Annotated in this window: 15 protein-coding genes; 9 read left to right on the top strand and 6 right to left on the bottom strand. The window is 67.3% G+C overall.

The window, feature by feature from the left end; all coding sequences use genetic code 11:
* The first annotated feature begins 74 nt into the window (after window positions 1-74).
* The 6 genes from ACSUZJ_RS10670 (at window position 75) to ACSUZJ_RS10645 (ending at window position 9,731) form a co-directional block, all read left to right on the top strand.
* Window positions 75-1,385, top strand: coding sequence for an amidohydrolase family protein (locus ACSUZJ_RS10670; protein WP_499415909.1), 1,311 nt, complete (start codon window positions 75-77; stop codon window positions 1,383-1,385).
* A gap of 341 nt (window positions 1,386-1,726) precedes the next feature.
* On the top strand, window positions 1,727-3,028 hold the full coding sequence (locus tag ACSUZJ_RS10665; protein WP_499415907.1) for a dicarboxylate/amino acid:cation symporter: 1,302 nt from the start codon (window positions 1,727-1,729) through the stop codon (window positions 3,026-3,028).
* Window positions 3,029-3,200: 172 nt separating this feature from the next.
* Window positions 3,201-4,016 carry an acyl-CoA thioesterase gene (locus ACSUZJ_RS10660; protein WP_499415905.1) on the top strand — a complete coding sequence of 272 codons (816 nt, stop codon included), beginning with the start codon at window positions 3,201-3,203 and terminating at the stop codon, window positions 4,014-4,016.
* Between the two features lie 247 nt (window positions 4,017-4,263).
* On the top strand, window positions 4,264-5,250 hold the full coding sequence (locus tag ACSUZJ_RS10655) for a S41 family peptidase (RefSeq protein ID WP_499415903.1): 987 nt from the start codon (window positions 4,264-4,266) through the stop codon (window positions 5,248-5,250).
* Window positions 5,251-5,362: 112 nt separating this feature from the next.
* Window positions 5,363-7,939, top strand: coding sequence for a PAS domain S-box protein (locus ACSUZJ_RS10650; protein WP_499415901.1), 2,577 nt, complete (start codon window positions 5,363-5,365; stop codon window positions 7,937-7,939).
* Window positions 7,940-8,489: 550 nt separating this feature from the next.
* A complete protein-coding gene (locus tag ACSUZJ_RS10645) occupies window positions 8,490-9,731 on the top strand; it encodes a right-handed parallel beta-helix repeat-containing protein (RefSeq protein WP_499415899.1) in 1,242 nt (413 codons plus the stop codon).
* A gap of 341 nt (window positions 9,732-10,072) precedes the next feature.
* Here the strand turns inward: ACSUZJ_RS10645 and paoC are convergent, their stop codons facing one another.
* From paoC to paoA, 3 genes are read right to left on the bottom strand one after another with little or no spacing between them, the layout of a single operon-like run.
* Window positions 10,073-12,274 (bottom strand): aldehyde oxidoreductase molybdenum-binding subunit PaoC, encoded by a 2,202-nt coding sequence (gene paoC, locus ACSUZJ_RS10640; protein WP_499415897.1) that lies wholly within the window; start codon window positions 12,272-12,274, stop codon window positions 10,073-10,075.
* Between the two features lie 3 nt (window positions 12,275-12,277).
* Window positions 12,278-13,231 carry an FAD binding domain-containing protein gene (locus tag ACSUZJ_RS10635; RefSeq protein WP_499415895.1) on the bottom strand — a complete coding sequence of 318 codons (954 nt, stop codon included), beginning with the start codon at window positions 13,229-13,231 and terminating at the stop codon, window positions 12,278-12,280.
* A complete protein-coding gene (gene paoA, locus ACSUZJ_RS10630; RefSeq protein ID WP_499415893.1) occupies window positions 13,228-13,908 on the bottom strand; it encodes an aldehyde dehydrogenase iron-sulfur subunit PaoA in 681 nt (226 codons plus the stop codon). The genes ACSUZJ_RS10635 and paoA overlap by 4 nt, the downstream gene beginning before the upstream one ends.
* Window positions 13,909-14,112: 204 nt before the next feature.
* On the opposite strand from paoA, the gene ACSUZJ_RS10625 reads away from it, so the two are divergent.
* The gene (locus ACSUZJ_RS10625) at window positions 14,113-15,423 is read left to right on the top strand and encodes an amidohydrolase (RefSeq protein WP_499416507.1); all 1,311 of its coding nucleotides are present in this window, start codon (window positions 14,113-14,115) and stop codon (window positions 15,421-15,423) included.
* Window positions 15,424-15,457: 34 nt separating this feature from the next.
* Here ACSUZJ_RS10625 and ACSUZJ_RS10620 read toward each other — a convergent pair whose 3' ends face one another.
* Complete coding sequence (locus tag ACSUZJ_RS10620; RefSeq protein WP_499415891.1) at window positions 15,458-16,165, bottom strand: SIMPL domain-containing protein; 708 nt, start codon at window positions 16,163-16,165, stop codon at window positions 15,458-15,460.
* Between the two features lie 145 nt (window positions 16,166-16,310).
* Between ACSUZJ_RS10620 and ACSUZJ_RS10615 the strand changes: the two genes are divergently transcribed.
* The gene (locus ACSUZJ_RS10615) at window positions 16,311-16,694 is read left to right on the top strand and encodes a BlaI/MecI/CopY family transcriptional regulator (protein WP_499415889.1); all 384 of its coding nucleotides are present in this window, start codon (window positions 16,311-16,313) and stop codon (window positions 16,692-16,694) included.
* Complete coding sequence (locus tag ACSUZJ_RS10610) at window positions 16,691-17,983, top strand: M56 family metallopeptidase (RefSeq protein WP_499415887.1); 1,293 nt, start codon at window positions 16,691-16,693, stop codon at window positions 17,981-17,983. Before ACSUZJ_RS10615 ends, ACSUZJ_RS10610 begins: the two co-directional genes overlap by 4 nt.
* 73 nt (window positions 17,984-18,056) lie before the next feature.
* Here the strand turns inward: ACSUZJ_RS10610 and ACSUZJ_RS10605 are convergent, their stop codons facing one another.
* Window positions 18,057-18,707 carry a 3-oxoacid CoA-transferase subunit B gene (locus ACSUZJ_RS10605; RefSeq protein ID WP_499415885.1) on the bottom strand — a complete coding sequence of 217 codons (651 nt, stop codon included), beginning with the start codon at window positions 18,705-18,707 and terminating at the stop codon, window positions 18,057-18,059.
* A gap of 20 nt (window positions 18,708-18,727) precedes the next feature.
* Complete coding sequence (locus tag ACSUZJ_RS10600; RefSeq protein WP_499415883.1) at window positions 18,728-19,426, bottom strand: CoA transferase subunit A; 699 nt, start codon at window positions 19,424-19,426, stop codon at window positions 18,728-18,730.
* Window positions 19,427-19,441 lie beyond the last annotated feature (15 nt).

The following is a 19,441-nucleotide window of genomic DNA, read 5'->3' as shown; positions in this document are numbered from 1 at the left end:
GGTGGCAAGCGAAACCCCGCAAGGGCGGCGGCGTCCATTATCATTTCATCTTCACAACTTTTTGGAAGACCGCCATGCCCCGCTGGACCAGGAAACTTGCGCTCACCGCCCTCGGCCTGCTGGCCGCTACAACCCAGGCAGCCCAGCCAGCCCAGGCAGTCGAACCTGCCGCGCCGCGCAAGCTCCTCCTGACGGCCGACCGCGTCTGGACCGGCGAGGGCCAGGCGCGCGCCGGCTGGGCGGTGCTGGTCGCCGACGGCCGCATCAGGGAAGTCGGCCCGGCCGACCGGATCAGCGCGCCGCCGGACGCCGAGCGCATCGCCCTGCCCGGCAAGACCCTGATCCCGGGCCTGATCGACCTGCACTCGCACGTGCTGCTCCACCCCTACAACGAGACCACCTGGGACGACCAGGTGATCAAGGAGCAGGTCGAGTACCGCACCCTGCTGGCCGGGAAGCACGCCAAGGACACCCTGCAGGCCGGCTTCACCACCCTGCGCGACCTCGGCACGGAAGGCGCCAACTATGCCGACGTCGGCGTCAAGCGCGCCATCGAAGGCGGCGTGGTCGAGGGCCCGCGCCTCCTGATCGCGACCAAGGCCATCGTCGCCAGCTTCAGCTATGGTCCGGCCGAGCGCAGCTACCGCCCTGACATGGAGATTCCCTACGGCGCCCAGGAAGCGACCGGCGTCGACGAAGTGACCAAGGCCGTGCGCGAGCAGGCTGCGCACGGCGCCGACTGGATCAAGTTCTATGCCGACTACCGCACCGGCGTGGACGGCAGCAGCCGCCCGACCTTCACGCTGGAAGAAATGAAGGCGATGGTGGCGGCGGCCCACGTCACCGGACGCAAGGTGGCGGCCCACGCCAGCACCGACGAGGCGATCCGCATGGCCGTGCTGGCCGGCGCCGACACCATCGAGCACGGCTATGGCGCCAGCGAAGCGACCTTCCGCCTGATGAAGGAGCGCGGCACGGCCTATATCCCGACGCTCACGGCGCCGGAGGCGATCGGCGAATACTTCCAGAAGCACGTGCGCGGCGGCGAGCCGACGCCGTCGATGAAGGAAGCGGCGCGCGCCTTCGGGCTGGCGCGCCGGCTCGGCGTGGTGATCGGCAACGGCAGCGACGTCGGCGTGTTCACGCACGGGACCAACGCGCGCGAGCTGGAATGGATGGTGCGCCTGGGGATGACGCCGGTGGAAGCGCTGCGCGCCGCGACCACGGTGGCGGCCGGCATCCTCGGCAAGGAGAAGGACCTGGGCCGCCTGGCGCCGGGAGCGCTGGCCGACGTGGTGGCCGTCGAGGGTGATCCGACGGCGGATATCGCGGCGCTGCGCAAGGTGGGGTTCGTGATGAAGGGCGGGAAGATCTATCGCCGCTGATCCCACCCAACGAAACGATCGCAAGCCGTGATGGTTTGGTAGGGTGGACTCCCGAGTCCACGCTGTCTTTCGTGTCGATGCGTTCCCGGCCACCTGCAAGCATATCGACGCGCATAAGCCGTACCGCGTGGACTCGGGAGTCCACCCTACAAACCCCGCACGCCCTTCCGTGGTGCACCCACGCACCGCCATCTGTCATTACGTAAATTGATATCGACCATCACCGTTGTAATCAACAAACGATATGACGGTCATTCACGGACCTGCGGATATCCACAATATGCGCCGCGGGGAGATTTTGTGATGATGTCTTCACCATCAACCTCTCGTGAAGAGTTGTCATGAAAAAGCCATTCTATAAAGTCCTGTATGTACAGGTGCTGTTCGCCATCGTGTTGGGCGTACTGCTCGGCGTGTTCTACCCCGAGCTCGGCACCAAGATGAAGCCTTTGGGAGACGGCTTCATCAAACTGATCAAGATGATCATCGCGCCGGTGATCTTCTGTACCGTCGTCGCCGGCATTGCTGGTATGCAGGACATGAAGAAAGTCGGCCGCGTCGGCGGCAAGGCCCTGCTCTATTTCGAAGTCGTGTCCACCTTCGCCCTGGTGATCGGCCTGCTGGTGGCGAACATCGCCAAGCCGGGCGCCGGCTTCAACGTCGACGTCGCCCACCTCGACACCAAGGCCATCGCCCAGTACACGGAGAAGGCCCAGCACCAGAGCACGGTCGACTTCCTGATGAACATCATTCCGAACACCTTCGTGGATGCCTTCGCCAAGGGCGACATCCTGCAGGTGCTGCTGATCGCGATCCTGTTCGGCGTGGCGCTGTCGATGCTGGGTGAGCGCGGCCGTCCGACGACCCGCATCATCGAGGACTTCTCCCACGTCATCTTCGGCGTCGTGAACATCGTCATGAAGGTCGCACCGATCGGCGCCTTCGGCGCAATGGCCTTCACCATCGGCAAATACGGCCTGGCCTCGCTGATCCCGCTGGCCAAGCTGATGGGTTCCTTCTACCTGACCTGCGGCCTGTTCGTCGTCGTCGTGCTCGGCACCATCGCCAAGCTGACCGGCTTCTCGATCTTCAAGTTCATCAGCTACATCAAGGAAGAACTGCTGATCGTGCTCGGCACCAGCTCGTCGGAATCGGCCCTGCCGGCCCTGATGCGCAAGCTGGAAAAGCTCGGCTGCTCGAAATCGGTGGTGGGTCTGGTGGTTCCGACCGGCTATTCGTTCAACCTGGACGGCACCAACATCTACATGACCATGGCCGCCCTGTTCGTTGCCCAGGCAACCAACACCGACCTGACCCTGACCCAGGAACTGACCATCCTCGCAGTGGCGATGCTGACCTCGAAAGGTGCCTCGGGCATCACCGGCGCCGGCTTCATCACCCTGGCGGCGACGCTGGCGGTGGTCCCGACCATCCCGGTGGCCGGCATGGCCCTGATCCTCGGCATCGACCGCTTCATGAGCGAATGCCGCGCCCTGACCAACTTCGTCGGCAACGGCGTGGCCTCGGTCGTGGTGTCGAAGTGGGAAAAGGAACTGGACCACGACCGCATGAACGCCGTCCTGTCGGGCACCTACGTCGAGGAAGACAGCAAGAACCTGCAGGCAGTGCGCGAAGCTGCCTGAGCCTTGGCCGCCTGAGTCCCCAAAAAAACCGTGCCCCGGCACGGTTTTTTTTCGCCCCCAGGTTCGACGCCTGTACTCGCCGGCAAGCCTGCACGAGGAATGCTAAGATCGCTTGCTGGAAATACAAGATCGATGCATCCAGCCCGGCACCGCGGGCAGAAAGGACAGCCACATGAGCGACAACAGCAGGCAGCACGACTTCGACGCCGCCATTGCCCTGACGGGCGAGGGCGAGAACGCCTTCCTCGGCCAGACCCACCCCGGCTACGGCAACATGGTCGGCCCCTTCGGCGGCGTGATCGCCGCGACCCTGATGAATGCCGTCATGCAGCACCCGCAGCGCCTGGGCGAACCGGTATCGCAGACCGTGCATTTCGCCGCGCCGATCCCCGACGGCGCCTATTCGGTGCACACCCGGATCATGCGCACCAACCGCACGACCCAGCACTGGCAGGTCGAGCTGCTGCAGGACGGCGAGGTGGCCGCCTTCGCCACCCTGGTCACGGCCCTGCGCCGCGACACCTGGTCCGCCCTCGACGCCGTCTTCCCCGAAGTGCCGCCGGCCGCCAGCATCGCCCCCGCCCCGCCCATCGCCCGCGCCGCCTGGACCGCGCGCTACGAGATGCGCTTCGTGGACGGCGCGCCCCTCGTCACGGATGCGGCCAGCGAGACCTCGCAAACCCGCATGTGGATCCGCGACACCCCCGGCCGGCCGCTCGACTTCCTCTCGCTCGCGGCCATGTCCGACGCCTTCTACCCGCGCATCTTCGTGCGCCGCCCCAGGTGGGTGCCGATCGGCACCGTGGCGCTGACGACCTTCTTCCACGCTGACGCCCGGCAACTGGACGCCCAGGGCAATGCTCCCCTGCTGGGCGTGGCCCGCGCGCTGCGCTTCGGCAACGGCTTCTTCGACCAGAGCGCCGAGATGTGGAGCGAACAGGGCGAATTGCTGGCGACGAGTCACCAGGTCGTGTACTTCAAGGAATAGCTTCAGTCGACCACGGCGGCGCAAGGCTGGCAAAGGGCGCCCATCAGCGCCACCGAAGTCGCCTACTCGCTGACGAGGCCCGCCTGGCAACGTAAAGGAAGCGAGTCCGCCCCGGCGCCGGCATCCGTGATCGACCGGCTTGCCGCCACATTCTCTTTTCATGCAAGACGCATTGTGTGACGCGCCGGATATTGCTAGGATGCCAGCAACTCAACTGCCATCCTCTAGCATGAAATCATTCATCACAATGGCAATATCCGCTTCCCTCCTGGTTTCATCCATCGTGGCGGCTTCGCCGAAGTCGCCGCTGACACCCCAGCAGCGCAGCCAGGCCATCGAGGACATTGCCGCCGCCTTCGAAAAAATGTACGTGTTCCCCGAAGTCGGCAACACGGTCGCGCGCGACCTGCGCGCGCGCCGCGACCGCGGCGAGTACGACCGCATTTCCGCCTCGCGCGCGCTGGCGGCAAGGCTCAGCCGCGATATCGACGCCATCTGCCACGACTCCCATACGGAGGTCGCCTACTTCGAGGAAGACCAGCTGGCCGGGCAACCCGCTGCCGATCCTGCGCTCGCGAAGCAGCGGGCAGAAGCGCGCCTGGCCCGTGCGCGCGCCGACAACTTCGGCTTCGCCGCGCCGCGCCGCCTGGACGGGAACATTGCGCTGATCCGCTTCGACAGCTTCTATCCGGCCGCGGACTCCGCTCCCTTCGTCCACCAGCTCATGAGCGAGGCCGCAGATGCCGACGCCCTGATCTTCGACCTGCGCGAGAACGGCGGCGGTTCCCCGCAGCTGATCGCAGTGCTGGCGAGCTACCTGTACGACGACACGCCGGTGCACCTGTACGACCAGTACGACCGCCGCCTGGGCACGCAGCATGCGGCCTGGACCGACCCGGGCGTGCCGGAGCAGCGCTTCGGCAGCAGGAAGCCGGTCTACATCCTGACCAGCGCGCAGACCTTCTCGGCGGCCGAGAACCTGGCCTACACGCTGCAAAAGCTCGGGCGCGCCAGGGTCGTCGGCGAGCGTACCCGCGGCGGCGCCCACGGCGGTTTCGGACGGCCGGTCACGAGCCACCTGGTGCCGATGATCGCGACCCGGCGCGTGATCCACGCGGTCACGAAAAGCGACTGGGACCGTGTCGGTGTCATTCCCGACGTGCGGGCGACGGCCGCCGATGCGCTCGCGCCCGCGGTGGCGCTGGCGAAGAAGGACATCGCGGCCGCGCGTTGAGCGTGCACGGGCCGGCCGGGCTGCGGTGCGCCGGCCGGCATCGCCACGGGGTAAGCTGTGCCACTTCCGTGGACGTTCCGGCAGCGTCCGCGCTCCAGCAAGCGGAGGCAAGATGGCGAGCCAGTCCGACACAGGCGACACCGGCATTTCCGCCCCCCTCGACGAGGTGCTGATCACCGCCGAGCTGGGACGCCGCGCCGCGCATGCGCCGGACTTCGCCGCGGAAAACCGCGCGCTCGCCGCGCTCGCCACCGAAATGGCCAGCCAGCCGCACCGCGTGCTGCAGAAGCTGGCCGAACTCGTCATCCAGCTGTGCGATGCCGATTCCGCCGGCATCAGCATCCTCGAGTCCGGAGACGAAGGCGAAACCTTCCGCTGGCATGCCACGGCCGGCGCTTTCGCCAGCAGCCTCGGCACGATCCTGCCGCGCGACGCCAGCCCCTGCGGAATCGTCCTCGAGCGCGGCACGGCCCTGCTGTTCGATCGTCCCGAGCGCTGCTTTCCCGCCTTGCGCGGCGCCGGACCGCCCATCCACGAAGCCCTGCTCGCCCCCTGGGCCGCGAACGGACAGGCGATCGGGACCGTGTGGGCGATCCGGCACACGTCGGCACGGCCTTTCGACGGCGAGGACGCACGCCTGCTGCAAAGCCTGGCGACCCACGCCGCGGCCGCCCAACGCATGGTGACCGCGCTGGCGGCGGCCCACGAGGACCAGCGCGAACTCGAGCAGCGGGTCGCCGAACGCACGCGCCTGCTGACCGAAGCCAACGTCCGGCTGCAGCACGAGGTCGACCACCGGCGGCACGTGGAGTCGAGGCTGCTCGAGACCCAGGCGCAATTGCGCGCCGCCCTGTCGATCGAAACCGTCGGCGTGCTGTTCCTGAAGCTCAACGGCACCCTTGTCGACGCCAACCCGGCCTTCGAGCGCATGAGTGGCTACCGCCGCGACGAACTGCTGGCCCTGCCCGACTGGCACAGCCTGACGCCACCCGAATTCCTCGAGATTACCGCGAGGGCCGCGCACGAACTGGAGGAGGTCGGCCACACCGCCCCCTTCGAGAAACAGATGCTGCGCAAGGATGGCAGCCGCTTCTGGGGGCTGTGCGCGCCGGCCCGGGTAGTGGACAGCGGCATCGAATCGCTGTGCGTCGAATTCATCCTCGACATCAGCGCGGCCAAGGGCGCCGAGGCCGGCCTGCGCGAAAGCGAGGCGCGCTTCCGGGCGCTGGCCGATGCCTCGCCGGCCCTGATCTGGCAGGTCGATGCCGAGGGACGCGCCGTCTACTTCAACCAGCGCTACCTGGAAGTCGTGGGCCTGCCGCCCGAACGCCTGCTGGGACAGGGCTGGCACGCTGTCCTGCATCCCGACGACCGGCCCGCCTACCTGGATACGGTGACCGACGCCCTGCGCAGGCAGGCCAGGTACCAGCGCCGCGTGCGCATCCGCATCAAGGACAATGGCTGGCCCCCCTTCGACGCCCATGGCGCTCCCTGGTTCGGGGCGGACGCGCGTTTCCGCGGCCACGTCGGCATCTGCATCGACATCAGCGCCACGGTCCAGACCGAGGCAGCCCTGCGCGACGCCGACCGCCGCAAGGACGAGTTCCTCGCCACCCTCGCCCACGAGCTGCGCAATCCGCTGGCGCCGATCAGCAATGCCGTACACCTGCTGCGCCATCCGGAGGGACGGCGCGCGAGCGACCGCATCGTCGAGATGATCGACCGCCAGGTGCGCCAGATGGTGCGCCTGGTGAACGACCTGATGGATGTCTCGCGCATCACGCGCGGCAAGATCGGCCTGAGCAAGGCGCCGGTGGCCCTGGCGGACATCCTCGCCAGCGCCATCGAGACCAGCCAGCCGGCCATCGACGGGGCGCAGCACACGTTCGCCGTGTCGCTGCCTGCCGAGACCCTGATGCTCCAGGCCGACAAGGTGCGCCTGACCCAGGTGTTCGCCAACGTGCTCAACAACGCCGCCAAGTACACCGACCGCGGCGGACGGATCTGGCTCGAAGCCGGGCGCGAGGGCGACATGGCCGTCATCCGCGTGCGCGACACCGGGATCGGCATCGACGCGGCCGCCCTGCCCCATGTGTTCGAGATGTTCACCCAGGCGCACGCGCCCTCGGACCGGCACCAGGGCGGGCTGGGCATCGGCCTGACCATGGTGCGCCAGCTGGTCGAGCTGCACGGCGGCACCGTCGAGGCCCATAGCGCCGGCCCGGGCCAGGGCAGCGAGTTTGTCGTGCGCCTGCCCCTGCGTGCGGACGGCGCCGGCGCCGCGGCGCCGTCAGATGGCGCGGCCGGCGCCGCAGCGCTGCTCGGTTGCCAGGTGCTTGTAGTGGACGACAACCGCGACGCCGCCGATTCGCTGCACCTGCTGCTGGAACTGAAAGGCGCCACGGTCGAGGTGCGCTACGACGGCCCCGCGGCGCTGGCGGCCCTCGACGACATGGCGTCCGCGCCGCCCCACGCCGTGGTGCTCGACATCGGCATGCCGGAGATGGACGGCTACGAGGTGGCGCGGCGCATCCGCGCCGACCCGCGTTTTGCGGGCATGAAAATCATCGCCCTCACCGGCTGGGGACAACAGGTGGACCGGGTCCGTTCCCGGACCAGCGGCATCGATCACCACCTCACCAAGCCGGTGGACTGGAAAACGCTCGAGAGCCTGCTGGCCGGCTGCTGAGACGCCAGCACCCTGCCCTGCAGGGCCGCCGACCGCGCCAGGCCCGCGCACGCCGGGTCCACGGCGTAATGCCGTTCAGTCAAGCTGGAAAGAGCTTGGTTCGGGCAGGCATCGTAGGGTGGGCACTCCGTGCCCACGCGTTACGTGCGCTTCCTTCGTCTGCCGCCAGGAACTTCTTGCCCGCTAAGGTCAATCCTGGCCCGCTTCCATTGCACACGTTGCGGGCGAAATGTCGCCGCATGTGACTGACGGCCACCTGCATAACGCGTGGGCACGAGGTGCCCGCCCCACGACTACGGCTTCACTGAACGGCATTAGAGTCTACGGCGCCTCTTCTCCTCCCCGCTTCACCGCCGGCCACCTCGACGCCGGCCTCGGCAACTGGCATGCCCGGACCGGGTTTGCGCAGCATCCGCCTTTGTTTTCCTGATTTGAAACTGTATGTACGTCTTCATAACGCGCGGAAATTTTTTCCTCAAAACATTGAACTTAGGAAGTTTCCTCCCCTCAAAGCTTACTCTTTCACGCTATTTAGCTAGGGTAAGTTCTGATGAAATTCGCTCCTCTCGTTGCAAACGTCCGTATCAACCAACTCCTGTGCGCCAGCGCCATGGTCCTGCTGGCCGGTACCGCCTCCGCCCAGACCGCCAAGGAAATGCTCGTCGAGCCGGCCTACGATTCGGCTGCTCCGAGCGCCGCCGCCGCCGAACCGGTCGTCGCCACCGCTCCCGTGCTCTCGAGCGCGACCACCGTCACCGGCCACCTGTACGTCTCGCCGACCGGTTCGGACTCGAACCCGGGCACGCAAGCCAAGCCGGTGAAAACCATCGCCCGCGCCGACGCCCTGGCCCGCGCCGGCTACGTCATCCACGTCGCTCCCGGCACCTACACCGTCGCCGCGCCTTCGCTGTCGAGCGCCGGCATCCGCACCACCAAGAGCGGCACGGCCTCGGCCCGCATCCGCTTCCAGTCGGACGTGAAATGGGGCGCGAAGATCGTCTTCTCGGGCACCGGCCTCGGCTGGAACTCGAAGGGCGCCTACGTCGACATCGTCGGCTTCGACATCAGCGGCACCGGCCGTATCGGCATCCTGGCTGAAGGCGGCCACGAGATCATCTCGAACAACTTCGTGCACGACCTGAAGGTCACCGGCGGCTGCAACGGCAGCGGCGGCGCGGCGATCGACGCCTGGGGTCCGGGCGGCGGCGCGGTCATCGATTCGAACGTGGTGCGCAACGTCGGCGCCCAGTGGGTCGCTGCCCAGAGCTGTAACACCGTGCAGGGTATTTACGTAACCAACCAGAACAACACCGTCTCGAACAACATCATCTCGGGCGTGGCGTCGGTCGGTATCAACAGCTGGCACGGCGCGACGTCGAACACCTTCGTCAACAACACCATCTTCGGCAACAAGATGGGCATCGTGATCGGTCATGGCGACAGCGGCGCCACCGCTGCCGGCACCAGCAACAACTACGTGGCCAACAACATCGTCTACCGTAACGGCTACGGCATCACCGAGATGGGCAAGGTCGGCACCAACAACCGCTACGCCAACAACCTGGTGTTCAACACCGGCCGCGCATTCCTCGCCAAGGGCACTGTTACCGGCACCGTCTCGGCCGAACCGCAGTTCGTCAACTACCAGGTGAACGGCACCGGCGACTACCGCCTGAAGAGCACCTCGCCTGCCATCAACAAGGGCACCGCGACCCGCGCCCCGAAGCTCGACTTCGCCGGCGTGGCGCGTCCGCGCGGCGGCGCACACGACATCGGCGCCTACGAGTACTAATCCGTTTCGCCTGCCCTGGCGCCGCACCGGCGCCAGTGACACCGCCCCAACCGGCTGGACTCCCGTCCAGCTCGTTGGGGCTTTTTAATTCGCGCTCCCTGTAGAGCCGATAGTCCCGTAGAGCGTGTGAAAAAATCGTCAGGGCAAGGCGCATTGTCGAAGACAGTACGAGGGCACGGCGAGACGATGCAACGCTGCCATGGCGATCTTTTCACACGCTCGTAGGGTGGGCGCCCTGTGCCCACGCGTGACCTTTGCGTCGTGTTGGCGCAAAAAGCAGGCCAACAATGCTCACCGTTTACGCGTGGGCACGGGGCGCCCACCCTACGGCAGCGTGCCACTCACGCCCGCAGCGGCATCCTGGTCAACAGCTTGTCCAGCGTGATCGGATAATCGCGGATCCGCACCCCGGTCGCGTTGTAGATGGCGTTCGCCACCGCCGCGCCGACGCCGCAGATCCCGAGCTCGCCGACACCCTTGGCCTTCATCGGCGAGGAGATGGGATCGGTCTCGTCGAGGAAGGCCACTTCCTGGTGCGGGATGTCGGCGTGCACCGGCACCTCGTAGCCGGCCAGGTCGTGGTTGACGAAGAAGCCGCGCCGCTTGTCGACCACCAGGTCCTCCATGAGGGCCGCGCCCACGCCCATGGTCATCGCGCCAATCACCTGGCTGCGCGCCGACTTCGGGTTCAGGATGCGCCCGGCCGCGCATACCGCCAGCATGCGCCGCACCCGCACCTCGCAGGTGTCGACGTCGACGCCGACTTCCACGAAGTGGGCGCCGAAGGTCGACTGCTGGAACTTTTTATCGAGGTCGCCGTACTCCATCGTGTCCTCGCCGACGATCTCGCCGCCGGCTGCCACCTGCGCCAGCGGCACCGAACGTCCGCCCGCGCGCACCGCGCCATCGACGAATTCGGCGCTCGCCGCATCCAGCCCGGCCTTTGCCGCCACCGCCTCGCGCAGCTTGACGCAGGCCGCGTAGACGCCGGCGGTGGAGCTGTTGCCGCCCCACTGCCCGCCCGAACCGGCGGACACCGGGAAGGTCGAGTCGCCCAGCTTCACCACCACGCGCTCCAACGGCACGCCCATCATCTCGGCCGCCGTCTGGGCGATGATGGTGTAGCTGCCGGTGCCGATGTCGGTCATGTCGGTTTCTACCGTTACCATGCCGTCGCGGCCGAGGCGCACGCGGGCCGCCGACTTCATCACCAGGTTGTTGCGGAAGGCCGAGGCCACGCCCATGCCGACCAACCAGCGGCCGTCGCGCACCTTGCCCGGCTCGGCCTGGCGCCTGTTCCAGCCGAAGCGCTCGGCGCCCTGGCGCATGCACTCGACAAAACGGCGCTGCGAGAATTTGCGGCCCGGTTTCTCGGGGTCGCTGGTGGTGTCGTTGATGATGCGGAACATCACCGGGTCCATCTTCAGCTTTTCCGCCATCTCGTCGATCGCGATCTCGAGCGCCATCATGCCCGGCGCCTCGCCCGGCGCGCGCATCGCGTTCGCCTCGGGCAGGTCGAGCACGGCCAGGTTCAGGCGCGTCAGGCGGTGCGCGCCGGCATACAGCAGGCGGGTCTGCTGCACCGCGGTCTCGGGCTGGCCGCCCGGCAGGTCGCCGGACCAGCTCTCGTGGGCGATCGCCGTGATGCGACCCTCGCGCGTCGCGCCGATGCGGATGCGCTGGATGGTCGCGGGGCGGTGCGTGGTGTTGTTGAACATCAGCGCACGCGTGAGGTTCACCTTCACCGGACGGTTCGCCGCACGTGCGCCCAGCGCCGCCAGCAGGGCCTCGGAACGCAGGAACAGCTTGCCGCCGAAGCCGCCGCCGATGTAGGGCGAGATCAGGCGCACGTTCTCGACCGGGATGCCGAGCGTCTTGGCCATGTCCTGGGTGCCCCAGTGGATCATCTGGTTCGAGGTCCACAGGGTCAATTTACCGTCGCTCCAGGACGCGACCGAGGCGTGCGGCTCCATCATCGCGTGCGACTGGTCGGGCGTGGTGTAGGTGGCGTCGAGCTTGACGGGGGCGCTGGCGAAACCGGCGGCGAAGTTGCCGAACCTGGTTTCCGGCTTGTCGTCGGTGGTTGGCAACCTGGCGCCGGCCTTGGCCTTTTCCAGGTCGTAGCGGCCCTGCTCCTGCACGTACTCGACGCGCACCAGCGGCGCGGCGGCGCGCGCCTGCTCGAAGGTTTCGGCGACGACCACGGCCACGGCCTGGTGGTAGTGTTCGACCTCGGGCCCGGCCAGCAGCCTGGCGGTGTTGTACTTGCCCTTGCCGAGCTTGCCGGCGTTCTCGAAAGTGACGATGGCGATCACGCCCGGCGAGCGGCGCGCGGCCTCGACGTCGATCGCGGCGATGCGGCCCTTGGCGATGGTGGCGCCGACCACGTAGCCGTAGGCGGCGTTCGGCGCCGCCTCGTGCTGCTCGTAGGCGTAGCGTGCGGTGCCGGTGGTCTTGAAGGGACCGTCGATGCGGTCGACCGGCTTGCCGACGACCTTCATCTGGTCGATCGGATTGGTGGTGGCGGGTGTCGTGAATTTCATGACTCAGGCTTTCCTTCCTTCCGCCAGCACGGATGCGAGCGTACGCTGGACCAGTGGGACCTTGAATGCGTTCTGGGCTGTCGGTTTCGCCCCTTCGAGCAGGCGGCCGACGACGGCGCTGGCGCCGCTGGGCATGGCGCTTTCCGCGGCCGGGACGCGCCAGGGTTTGTGCGCCACGCCGCCCAGCGCCACGCGCCCGCTGCCGTCGGGCTGCACGACGGCGGCCACCGACACCAGGGCAAAGGCGTAGGAGGCGCGGTCGCGCACCTTGCGGTAGAAGTGGCGGCCGCCCAGCGGCGGCGGCAGGGTTACGGCCGTGATCAGTTCGCCGGCCGCGAGCGTGTTCTCGATGTGGGGCGTGTTGCCCGGCAGCCGGTAGAAATCCGCGATCGGGATCACGCGGGTGCTGCCGTCGCCGCGCACGGTCTCGACGCCGGCATCGAGCAGCTGCATCGCCACCGCCATGTCGCTCGGATGGGTGGCGATGCAGGCCTCGCTGTGCCCGACGATGGCGTGGTTGCGGTTGTAGCCGCCGATGGCCGAACAGCCGCTGCCCGGTACGCGCTTGTTGCAGGGCTGGGCCGTGTCGTAGAAATACGGGCAGCGGGTGCGCTGCAGCAGGTTGCCGGCGGTGGTCGCCTTGTTGCGCAGCTGGGCCGAGGCGCCGGCCAGCAGGGCGCGCGACAGCACGCCGTAGTCGCGCCGCACCCGGGCGTCGCTGGCCAGGTCGACGTTCAGGACCTGGGCGCCGATGCGCAGCCCGCCCTGGGGCGTCGCCTCGATCTTGTTGAGGCCCAGGTGGTTCACGTCGATCAGGTGCTGGGGCGTTTCGATCTCGAGCTTCATCAGGTCGAGCAGGTTGGTGCCGCCGGCGATGAAACGCGCTCCGGGCGTGCGCTCGGCAGCCTGCACGGCTTCGGCCGGGGTGCGGGCGCGCTGGTAGGTGAATGCCTTCATGCCTTGCCTCCCGTGTTTGCACCCGAGCCCGCGACCTCGCTGATCGCCTCGATGATGTTGGAATAGGCGCCGCAGCGGCAGATGTTGCCGCTCATGCGCTCGCGGATCTCGTCGATGGACAGCAGCGGTTTCTGGTTCAGGTCGGCCGTCACATGGCTGGGCACGCCCTGGCGGATCTCGTCCAGCACGGATACCGCCGAACAGATCTGCCCCGGGGTGCAGTAGCCGCACTGGTAGCCGTCGTGCTTCACGAAGGCGGCCTGCATCGGGTGCAGCCTGCCGGGCTGGCCCAGGCCTTCGATGGTGGTGATGTCGCCGCCGTCGTGCATGATGGCCAGGCTCAGGCATGAATTGATGCGGCGGCCGTCGACGATGACGGTACAGGCGCCGCACTGGCCCTGGTCGCAGCCCTTCTTGGTGCCGGTCAGGTGCAGGTGCTCGCGCAGGGCGTCGAGCAGCGAGGTGCGGGTATCGAGGGTCAGTTCGTGGACCTGGCCGTTCACGCGCAGCCGGGTCTTCGCGCTCACCGGCGGCGTGGCCGGGGCCGGGGCGGGGTCGGCGCCCGAGGAAGGAGCCTGGGCTGCGGCGCCGAGCGGCACTGCCGCCGCGGTGGCCGCCAGCGCGCCTGTCTTGAGCAGGTCGCGCCGGGAGATTTTCGCTTCGATTGGGTCGTCCATGTATCGGGTCCTTCCGGGAGATGGTCCGTCGTGGCACGCCGCCGCGTGCGGCGGTGCAGCAGGTCGACTTATATTAAAGGCATTTTTCCGGGGACGCGGCACGGTAGACTTTGCAGTGCGGCCGCTCGTTCCGTACACGGAAGATGTATCATTTTAGAAATTACCCCCGGTCCTACGCTCATCCATTATGAGGAAAACGCCTTGATCCGACTGCGCCATACCGCCCTTGCTGTCCTCTCCCTGTTCGCCCTGAACGCCCAGGCCCAGCAGCCCTCCTCCCTGAAGACCCAGGTCGCCGCCAGCGTGAACGCCAGCTATCCCTGGCTCGACGGCGTCTACAGGGACCTGCACGCCCATCCCGAACTGGCCTTCCAGGAAGTACGCACCGCCGGCAAGCTGGCCGAGGAAATGCGCAAGCTCGGCTTTACCGTGACGGAAAAGGTTGGCAAGACCGGCGTGGTCGCGATCTACAAGAACGGTCCCGGCCCGACCGTGATGGTGCGCACCGAGCTCGACGGCCTGCCGATGGAGGAAAAATCGGGCCTGCCGTATGCCAGCAGGTTCAAGGCCAGCAGCGATGGCCGCGAGAGCTTCACCGCGCACAGCTGCGGCCACGACATCCACATGTCGGCCTGGCTGGGCGCCGCGCGCACGCTGGTGAACCTGAAGTCGCAATGGAGCGGCACCCTGATGTTCGTCGGCCAGCCGGCCGAGGAAACGGTATCGGGCGCGAAAGCGATGCTGGCCGACGGCCTGTTCACGCGCTGGGCCAAGCCCGACTATGCCTTCGCCCTGCACTCCTGGCCGCTGGCCCACGGCACGGTCGGCTATAACGTCGGCGCCGTCTCCTCGAATTCGGACGCGATCGAGATCGTGTTCAAGGGCCGCGGCGGCCACGGCTCGGCGCCGGACCAGTCCATCGACCCGATCGCGATCGCGGCGCGCTTCGTGGTCGACGTCCAGACCGTGATCAGCCGCGAGAAGGACCCGAAGGAATTCGGCGTGGTGACCATCGGCGCCATCAACGGCGGCACGGTCGGCAACATCATCCCGGACAGCGTGCAGGTGCGCGGCACCATCCGCTCCTACAGCCCGCAGGTGCGCGCCAAGCTGCTCGACGGCGTCAAGCGCATCGCCGTGGCCTCGGCGGCGATGGCGAATGCGCCGGCACCGCAGGTCGAGCTGATCCCGGGCGGCGCGGCCATCGTCAACAGCGAGGCGCTGGTGCAGAAGCTCGAACCGGTCTTCAAGGATGCCTTCGGCGAGGCCAACGCCCGTCGCATGCCGGCCATGACCGCCAGCGAAGACTTCTCCCAGTTCGTCAACCAGGGCATCCCGTCGGTGTTCTTCTTCACCGGCGTGTACGACCCGAAGGACGTGCAGGAAGCGGCGCGCGAAGGCGGCAAGCCGGTCGCCTTCAACCACTCGCCCTTCTACGCACCGGTGCCGGAACCGTCGATCAAGACGGCGGCGCAGGCGATGAGCCTGGCGGTGCTGAATGTGCTGAAGCGCTGAGCGCCTGAGCGCCCGGCGCCCGAGCGTCAGGTGCTCATTCCAGCCGGAACACCACGTCCACGGGCTGCACGAGCTTCAGGGCCTCGATGGCGAGGAATTCGCCGGCCTGGACCCTGGCCGCGCTGCCGCGGCGCTCCATGAAGTCCGCGCGCAGCAGGCCGATCGAGTAGCCGACGTTCTTCACCCCGCCGGGGGTCACGGCGGTCACGGCGCCAAGCTTGCGGCGCGCCCCTTTGGCGATCAGCTCCGCGCGGCGGCGCGCGTCGCGCAGGGCGTCCGTCATCAGCTCGGCCTCGACCTGGTCACGCTCGGTGGTATCGAAGGTGGTCGCGAAACTGTTCAGGTTGGGCATGTCGAGCAGCGGCACCACCACCGCGCGCCACTTCGACAGGTCGCGCATGTTCACCCGCACGCCCGAGCGCACCTCATACACCGGCGTCTCGACCGGAACGCCCTTGCGCAGCTCCTTGCGCACGTCGCGCGTCTCCAGGGCGTCGGGCGGCACGCCCTGTTGTTCCAGCAGCGCCCGAATCTCTCCGATCCTCGTCTCGACCGTGGCGCGCGCCAGTTCCGGATCGGCGTCGGCGGCCAGGATCTCGAAGTCGATCGTGCCGATGTCGGGCACCCGGTAGACCGAGGCGTCGGCGCTGACGTGCACGAAAGGATAGGCAGGCAGCGGCGAGGCGGCTGCGCCCAGCGGCAGGGCCGCGAGTGCGGCGACGATGGCGAGTTGTTTCAGCATATGGTCCCCTCAGCAAATGGAAACCCGAGCATAGGTCAAACTAGACAGCCATGTCTACAATCTTTTCGCAAGCGCACGAATTACGTAGACAAGAATTTCTAGACAAGCTATTCTGGTTCCCGGAAAGCTTGTCAAGGAAACCATCATGTCGACCAAGTCCGAACTCCCCAAGCCGACAGCGGCTGAACTCGATCTCCTGCAGGTGCTCTGGCCGCTCGGCTCGGCCACCGCACGCCAGGTGCACGAGGCGATGCAGAAGAACCGTCCCGACGTCACCTACGCCACGGTGCTGCGGCTGATGCAGATCATGCATACGAAAGGCCTGTTGATCCGCGACGAAAGCGAGCGTTCACACGTGTATGCCCCGGCCCAGCCCCAGGACTCGCTGCAGACCAACCTCCTGAAGGACCTGATGCAGCGCGCCTTCGCCGGCTCGGCCAAGGCGCTGGTGCTGGCCGCCCTGAAGAGCGGCATCTCGAAGAAGGAACGCGCCGAGATCGAGAAACTCCTGAAGGAGGACAAGGAATGACGGCCCAGGCTTTCGTGTCCCAGCTCGGCTGGGTGCTGGTGGACTTCCTCTGGCAGGGCGCCCTGATCGGCTGCGCCACGGCGGTGCTGCTGACGGCCCTGCGTAATGCGCGCGCCGAATCGCGCTACCTGGTGGCCTGCAGCGCCCTGCTGCTCTGCCTGCTCTGGCCGGCCACGGCCCTGGTGCTGCGCCTGTCGAACGGCGGCGATGCCGCCGGCGCCCCCGCCCTGCCACTGGGCCAATGGCTGGCGAGCCGCGGCGAGGCGCATGCAGCCGGCTGGACCGCCCTGCTGCAGGACAGCCTGTCCTGGATCGTCGGCGCCTGGGCCTTCTGTGTCGCGGCCCTCGCCCTGCGTATGGCGCTCGGGCTGCTGTGGGTCAGGCAGGCCGCGCGCGCGCAGGCGACGCATACGCAGTGGCAGGCACGCCTGACCAGCATGGCGCGCGGCTTTGGCATCGCGCGCCAGGTCAGGCTGCGGGTGGTCGAGGGCCTGGCCAGCCCGGTCACGGCCGGCTGGCTCAAGCCGGTGGTGCTGGTGCCGGCCGTGCTGGTGACGGGCATGCCGGCCCAACTGCTCGAAGCCCTGCTCGCCCACGAACTGGCGCACGTCAGGCGCTGCGACTACCTGGTCAACCTGGCGCAGGGCGCGATCGAGTCCCTGCTGTTCTACCATCCGGCGGTGTGGTGGATCTCGCATCGCATCCGGGTCGAACGCGAACACATCGCCGACGACCTGGCCGCACGCAGCCTGGGCGAACCACGGCGCCTTGCCCAGGCGCTTTCCGAACTGGAGAAACGGCAGTTTTCAACCCACGACCTGGCCCAGGCGGCCAATGGAGGAGATCTCATGCAACGCATCAAACGACTGGTACGTCCCGACACGCAGGCATCGAGCTGGAAGGCCGCGATCCCCGTGCTCGGCCTTGCCGTGGCCTGCATCGCCGGCTGCGCGCAAACGCCGACCGCAAGCCAGGAAACGGCGGCCGCACACGACACCGTTGCCGGGAACCCGAACGCGACCCGCGCGCTGGCGCGATTCGATACCTGTGCCAAGCCGGAATATACGCCCGAGGCCCTGGCGAAGCGCGCACAAGGGACGGTCTCGCTGCGTTTCAGGGTCGAGGCAGACGGCTCGGTTTCGCAGGCGAATGTGGTGCAGTCGAGCGGCGACGCCTCCCTCGACGAAGCGGCCCGCGTGGCGATCGCCAAGTGCACTTTCACTCCGGCGACCGTGAACGGCAAGGCGCAGGCGGCTTGGGTTCCGGTCCAGTACGTTTGGCAGCTTTGATGCCTCGCGGGACCCCGCAATGACGAAGGGCGCTGGATTCCAGCGCCCTTTCCTTTTACAGCCCGGCGGGGATTCAGACCGCCGACACGTCCAGTTCCGCGCCCGTGGCCGCCAGCACCTGTTCCTTGCTCACGCCCGGCGCCAGTTCCACCAGCTTCAGGCCGGTATCGGTGACGTCGATCACGCCCAGGTCGGTGATGATGCGATCGACCACGCCCACGCCGGTCAGCGGCAGGTCGCACTTCTTGAGGATCTTGTGCGAGGTGGAGCCGTCCTTGGCGGTGGCGACGTGTTCCATCACGACGACCACGCGCTTGACGCCGGCCACCAGGTCCATCGCGCCGCCCATGCCCTTCACCATCTTGCCCGGGATCATCCAGTTGGCCAGGTCGCCGCGTTCCGAGACCTGCATCGCGCCCAGGATGGCGAGGTTGATCTTGCCGCCGCGGATCATGCCGAAGGAATCGGCCGAGCTGAAGTAGGCCGCGCCCGGCAATGCCGTGACGGTCTGCTTGCCGGCGTTGATCAGGTCGGCGTCGACTTCTTCCTCGGTCGGGAAGGGGCCGATGCCGAGCAGGCCGTTTTCCGACTGCAGGAAGACCTCGATGTCGTTCGGGACGTAGTTGGCGACCAGGGTCGGCAGGCCGATGCCCAGGTTCACATAAAAGCCGTCCTGCAGCTCCTTCGCTGCGCGCGCGGCCATTTCATCACGAGTCCATGCCATGTTGTTCTCCGAATGGGGTCTTAGTTTGGACGGACGGTGCGCTGTTCGATGCGCTTTTCCGGCGTCGGATTGTGGACGATGCGGTGCACGAAGATGCTCGGGGTGTGCACCTGGTCCGGATCGATCTCGCCGATCTCGACCAGTTCCTCGACTTCCACGATGCAGACCTTGCCTGCCGTGGCCACGTTCGGATTGAAGTTGCGCGCGGTCTTGCGGAACACCAGGTTGCCGGCCTTGTCGGCCTTCCATGCCTTCACCAGCGAGACGTCGGGCACCAGGGAGCGCTCCATGACGTAGTGCTCGCCGTCGAACTCGCGGGTTTCCTTGCCTTCGGCGACGATGGTGCCGTAGCCGGTCTTGGTGAAGAAGGCCGGGATGCCGGCGCCGCCGGCGCGCAGCTTCTCGGCCAGCGTGCCCTGCGGGGTGAATTCGAGCTCGAGTTCGCCGGCCAGGAACTGGCGTGCGAATTCCTTGTTCTCGCCGACGTAGGAAGCGATCATCTTCCTGATCTGGCGGGTTTCCAGCAGCTGGCCGAGGCCGAAGCCGTCGACGCCCGCGTTGTTCGAAATCGCGGTGAGGTTCTTCACGCCCGAATCGCGCAGCGCTTCGATCAGCGCCTCGGGAATGCCGCACAGGCCGAAGCCGCCGACGGCGATCATCTGGCCGTCTTGGACGATACCGGCCAGCGCCGATCTCGCGTCAGGATACACTTTGTTCATACCCGTCCCTTGTAT

This window comes from Telluria sp. B2 (assembly GCF_051789535.1).
Classification (GTDB): domain Bacteria; phylum Pseudomonadota; class Gammaproteobacteria; order Burkholderiales; family Burkholderiaceae_D; genus Telluria.
The sequence above is the reverse complement of the archived record's forward strand: the minus strand, read 5'-3'. Positions and strand labels throughout refer to the sequence as shown.

Excerpts from the sequence above, each read along its gene's own strand:
- paoC (WP_499415897.1), bottom strand. The coding sequence starts at position 12,274 with ATGAAATTCACGACACCCGCCACCACCAATCCGATCGACCAGATGAAG.
- ACSUZJ_RS10615 (WP_499415889.1), top strand. The coding sequence starts at position 16,311 with ATGTCGACCAAGTCCGAACTCCCCAAGCCGACAGCGGCTGAACTCGAT.
- ACSUZJ_RS10660 (WP_499415905.1), top strand. The coding sequence starts at position 3,201 with ATGAGCGACAACAGCAGGCAGCACGACTTCGACGCCGCCATTGCCCTG.
- ACSUZJ_RS10670 (WP_499415909.1), top strand. The coding sequence starts at position 75 with ATGCCCCGCTGGACCAGGAAACTTGCGCTCACCGCCCTCGGCCTGCTG.
- ACSUZJ_RS10645 (WP_499415899.1), top strand. The coding sequence starts at position 8,490 with ATGAAATTCGCTCCTCTCGTTGCAAACGTCCGTATCAACCAACTCCTG.
- ACSUZJ_RS10610 (WP_499415887.1), top strand. The coding sequence starts at position 16,691 with ATGACGGCCCAGGCTTTCGTGTCCCAGCTCGGCTGGGTGCTGGTGGAC.
- paoA (WP_499415893.1), bottom strand. The coding sequence starts at position 13,908 with ATGGACGACCCAATCGAAGCGAAAATCTCCCGGCGCGACCTGCTCAAG.
- ACSUZJ_RS10620 (WP_499415891.1), bottom strand. The coding sequence starts at position 16,165 with ATGCTGAAACAACTCGCCATCGTCGCCGCACTCGCGGCCCTGCCGCTG.
- ACSUZJ_RS10650 (WP_499415901.1), top strand. The coding sequence starts at position 5,363 with ATGGCGAGCCAGTCCGACACAGGCGACACCGGCATTTCCGCCCCCCTC.
- ACSUZJ_RS10665 (WP_499415907.1), top strand. The coding sequence starts at position 1,727 with ATGAAAAAGCCATTCTATAAAGTCCTGTATGTACAGGTGCTGTTCGCC.
- ACSUZJ_RS10600 (WP_499415883.1), bottom strand. The coding sequence starts at position 19,426 with ATGAACAAAGTGTATCCTGACGCGAGATCGGCGCTGGCCGGTATCGTC.
- ACSUZJ_RS10605 (WP_499415885.1), bottom strand. The coding sequence starts at position 18,707 with ATGGCATGGACTCGTGATGAAATGGCCGCGCGCGCAGCGAAGGAGCTG.
- ACSUZJ_RS10655 (WP_499415903.1), top strand. The coding sequence starts at position 4,264 with ATGGCAATATCCGCTTCCCTCCTGGTTTCATCCATCGTGGCGGCTTCG.
- ACSUZJ_RS10635 (WP_499415895.1), bottom strand. The coding sequence starts at position 13,231 with ATGAAGGCATTCACCTACCAGCGCGCCCGCACCCCGGCCGAAGCCGTG.